At 63.2% G+C, this 3,995-nt stretch carries 3 protein-coding genes; all 3 read right to left on the minus strand.

Features of this window, described 5'->3' with window-relative positions; genetic code table 11:
- Positions 1–439: 439 nt before the first annotated feature.
- Positions 440–868: a GFA family protein gene (locus EOA33_RS26885; protein WP_245482444.1), complete on the minus strand. Its 429-nt coding sequence runs from the start codon at positions 866–868 to the stop codon at positions 440–442.
- Between the two features lie 62 nt (positions 869–930).
- Positions 931–2,062, minus strand: a protein-coding gene (gene prfB / locus EOA33_RS26890) for a peptide chain release factor 2 (RefSeq protein WP_127407013.1) whose coding sequence is annotated in 2 segments (ribosomal slippage) — positions 931–1,995 and positions 1,997–2,062 — 1,131 coding nt in all. Because the reading frame shifts where the segments join, the coding sequence is not laid out codon by codon here.
- Between the two features lie 128 nt (positions 2,063–2,190).
- The coding region (locus EOA33_RS26895; RefSeq protein ID WP_127407014.1) for a penicillin-binding transpeptidase domain-containing protein at positions 2,191–3,995 on the minus strand (1,805 nt) is incomplete at its 5' end.

Raw genomic sequence — 3,995 nt, forward strand, 5'->3', positions numbered from 1 at the left:
GCCTTGCGGCAATGCCGCGGTAGGCTTGGCGTCATGCGCGAGCGCAGGCGCCGTCAACACTACGACCGCCGCGGCCAGGAAAAACAGGAAGCGGCCAACCGGTTCAACGGCTTTGGCCTGTCGAATTGTGGCAGCAAACATGAGAACGTTCCTTTCAAACGAGCTCCAAGCCTTCGCTTGCCCGTTCCCGGAACGTGTCTTCCCACTGGCCGGATCGTCAGGTCGCAGATACGCCGCGTCCGGCCATAAATGCTTCTATCCCCTCAGCCCGAATGCTGGGCTGATTCCTTGGCCGGCGCAAGAAGCGGCCGCATCGGCAACGCCGCGCCGCACGCCAAACCTCTGCAGCCAGAATCGTGCGCCGGCTTGGTTAACGAGCCGTTAGCGACGGATGTCTGGTGCCGGACAACGAAATTCGGATGAAGCTGGTTCCAGCCGTTCAACCGGGAATATGCTCATCATACTGCGGCAGGTCGTCGGTGACTGTGAACCATTTCGCCTTGGAACCAACGAAGATATGCGCCGTCGGGCGGATGCTCGGCGTATCCACCAGCGTCCCCATGGTGACGTGGACGTAGGCGCCCTCCCGCACCACCGAATAAAGCAGCGAGCCGCACTGCCCGCAGTGCTTGTCGTGAGCGCCGCCCAGATCGCCGAAGACCAGCAGCCTGTCGTCGCCGGCGGTCAGGCGCAGCTTGTCCCGCTCGATGCCGGCGAAGGGCTTGAAAGCCGACCCGGTGGCGCGCTGGCAGTTCGAGCAGTGGCAGTTCAAGGCATAGACGAATTCGTCCGCCACCTCGTAGTGGACGGCGCCGCAAAAGCACCTTCCGGAAAGTCTGTGAGTATTTGCCTTGCCCGGCTTGGTCACAAGCGCCTCCTTCATCTGGTGCCCAAGGTGTCAGGCCGGCCTCACCTGAATATGGACATATCCTAGTCGAGGTCCGCCACCGCTTCGCCCGCCCCGCCTTCGATGCGGTGCGACAGCGAGGCTTCCATAAACTCGTCGAGATCGCCGTCGAGAACGCTCGACGGGCTGGTGCTTTCGACGCCGGTGCGCAAATCCTTCACCAACTGATAGGGCTGCAGCACGTAGGAACGGATCTGGTGGCCCCAGCCGATGTCGCTTTTCGACGCCTCGGTGGCGTTGGCCACCGCCTCGCGCTTCTTCAGCTCTTCTTCGTAGAGGCGCGAGCGCAGCATCTCCCAGGCCTTGGCCCGATTCTTGTGCTGCGAACGCTCGGCCTGGCAGGCGACCGCTATGCCGGTCGCCAGATGGGTGATGCGGACCGCCGAATCGGTGGTGTTGACGTGCTGCCCGCCCGATCCCGACGAACGGTAGGTGTCGATGCGGACATCCGATTCGGAAACGGCGATCTCGATCGTATCGTCGATGACCGGATAGACCCAGACGCTGGCGAAGGAGGTGTGGCGCGGCGCATTGCTGTCGTAGGGCGAGATGCGCACCAGCCGGTGGACGCCGGATTCGGTCTTCAGCCAGCCATAGGCATTGTGGCCCTTGATCAGCACCGTGGCCGACTTGATGCCCGCCTCTTCGCCGTCATGCACTTCCAGCACTTCGACCTTGAAACGGCGGCGCTCCGCCCAGCGCGTGTACATGCGCAAAAGCATCGAGGCCCAGTCCTGGCTCTCGGTGCCACCGGCACCGGCATGGATTTCGAGATAGGTGTCATTGGCGTCGGCCTCTCCCGACAGCAACGTCTCGACCTGGCGGGCCTTGGCTTCGCCCTGCATCGAGCGCAACGCCGCTTCGGCCTCGGCCACGACGCCTTCGTCGCCCTCTTCCTCGCCAAGCTCGATCAGGCCGATATTGTCTTCCAGCGCCTGCGTCAGGCCCTTGACGGCGGCGATACCGTCCTCCAATTCCTGGCGCTCCCGCATCAGCTTCTGCGCTTCCAGCGGCTCGTTCCAGAGGCTGGAATCCTCGGCGCGGACGTTCAGGTACTCAAGCCGCTTGATGGCCTGGTCCCAGTCAAAGATGCCTCCTCAGCAGGGTTATCGCCTGCCTGATCTCGTCGACGATGTTCTGCGTTTCCGCGCGCATGGCTGCCAGTTCTGTCCTGTTGTCTGGTTCTTGTCTGGGATAGGCGCGATACATAGGCACGGCACCGCCGCCTGTAAAGCAATAATGGCCGGCTGTGATCAGCCGGCCATTCCATAGCCTCGCAGACGTCAGTAAAGTCCGCCGCCGCCATCCTGGATGGCCTGCGTGGCTTGCGGCGACAACGCGCCGCCGGCGCCGTTCGAACCGTCGGCTCCCATGCCGATCACCCAATAGCTGTCGGCCGGGCCGGTGCCTGGCTTGAAAGCTTCGATGATCGTGCCCGCCTCGCCTTCGGCTGCCTTCATGCCGGTCTTGCGGTTGATGGCGATGAGCTTCATGCCTTCCGGAACCTGGAAGTCGACATTGGGCGTGCCGTCCAGCGCCACGCGCATGAAGTCCTTGAAGATGGGCGCCGCGAGGCCGCCACCGGTCGCGCCCTTGCCGAGACCCTTTGGCGTGTCGAAGCCCATATAGAGGCCGACAACCAGGTTCGGCGTATAGCCGATGAACCAGGCATCCTTCTCGTCATTCGTCGTGCCGGTCTTGCCGGCGATGTGACGCCCGAGTTCGGCGATGGTGGCGCCGGTGCCGCGCTGTACGACGCCTTCCATCATCGAGGTGATCTGGTAGGCGGTCATCGGATCGAGCACCTGCTCGGAATTGTCCACCAGCTCCGGCTCAGTCTGGTTCTTCCACTCAGCGGCGTTGCAGCCTTCGCAGCCGCGCTCGTCCTGCTTGAACACGGTCTTGCCATAGCGATCCTGGATGCGGTCTATCAGCGAGGGTTTGATCGACTTGCCGCCATTGGCCATGATCGAATAGGCCGACACCATGCGCATCACCGTCGTCTCGCCGGAGCCGAGTGCCATCGGCAGGTAGGGTGCAAGATGGTCATAGACGCCAAAGCGCTCGGCATATTCGACAACCAGCTTCATGCCCATGTCGTTGGCGAGCCGCACCGTCATCAGGTTGCGCGACTTTTCGATGCCGGAACGCAATGTCGCCGGACCGGCAGCGGTGCCGTCATAATTCTTCGGCGTCCATGTCGTGTTGCCGCTCTGGATGGTGATCGGGCCGTCCATGATCACCGAGGCCGGCGTGTAGCCATTGTCGAGCGCGGCCGAATAGACGATCGGCTTGAATGAGGAGCCCGGCTGACGCATCGCCTGGGTCGCCCGATTGAACTCCGATTGCGCATAGGAGAAGCCGCCCACCATGGCGAGTACGCGACCGGTGTGCGGATCCATGGCGACCAGGCCGCCTTCCACTTCCGGGACCTGACGCAGGCTGTAGGCGCTGTCCGAACCTTCGTTCTTCTGCACGAAGACGACATCGCCGGGCTGCAGCACGTCCGCCGGCGATTTTGCCTTGACGCTCTTGCCGTCAACGATGTGACGCATGGCAAATCCCATGTCGTCCTTGCTGACGGTGCCTTCGACGCGCTCCTTGACGATGTCGCCCGAGGCCTGACGCGCCGGTTGCAGGCCGATGGAGAGGCCGGTGTCGGAACTGTCAAGCACCACGGCAAGCGCCCACTCGGGCACGTCCTCCAGACCCTTGACGTTGCCGAGCGGCACGCCCCAGTCGCCGGAAACGTCGATGTGGGTCACTGGTCCGCGATAGCCGCGCAGTGTGTCGTACTTCAGCAACCCGTTCTGCATCGCCTTGCGGGCAATGAGCTGTATCTTCGGGTCAAGCGTCGTGCGCACCGAAAGACCGCCCTCGTAGAGCGCATTCTCGCCGTAGCGGGCGATGATCTGGCGGCGCACTTCCTCGGTGAAATACTCGCCTGCGAACAGGTATGAGCCGTTGCGGCGTGGCGTCACGCCAAGCGGCTCGGCCTTGGCCTTGTCGCCTTCCTCGCGCGTCACATAGCCGTTCTCGACCATCTGGTCGATCACCCAGTTGCGGCGCTCCAGCGCGCGGTCGGCAT

The organism is Mesorhizobium sp. M4A.F.Ca.ET.050.02.1.1, from assembly GCF_003997725.1.
Taxonomy (GTDB): Bacteria; Pseudomonadota; Alphaproteobacteria; order Rhizobiales; family Rhizobiaceae; genus Mesorhizobium.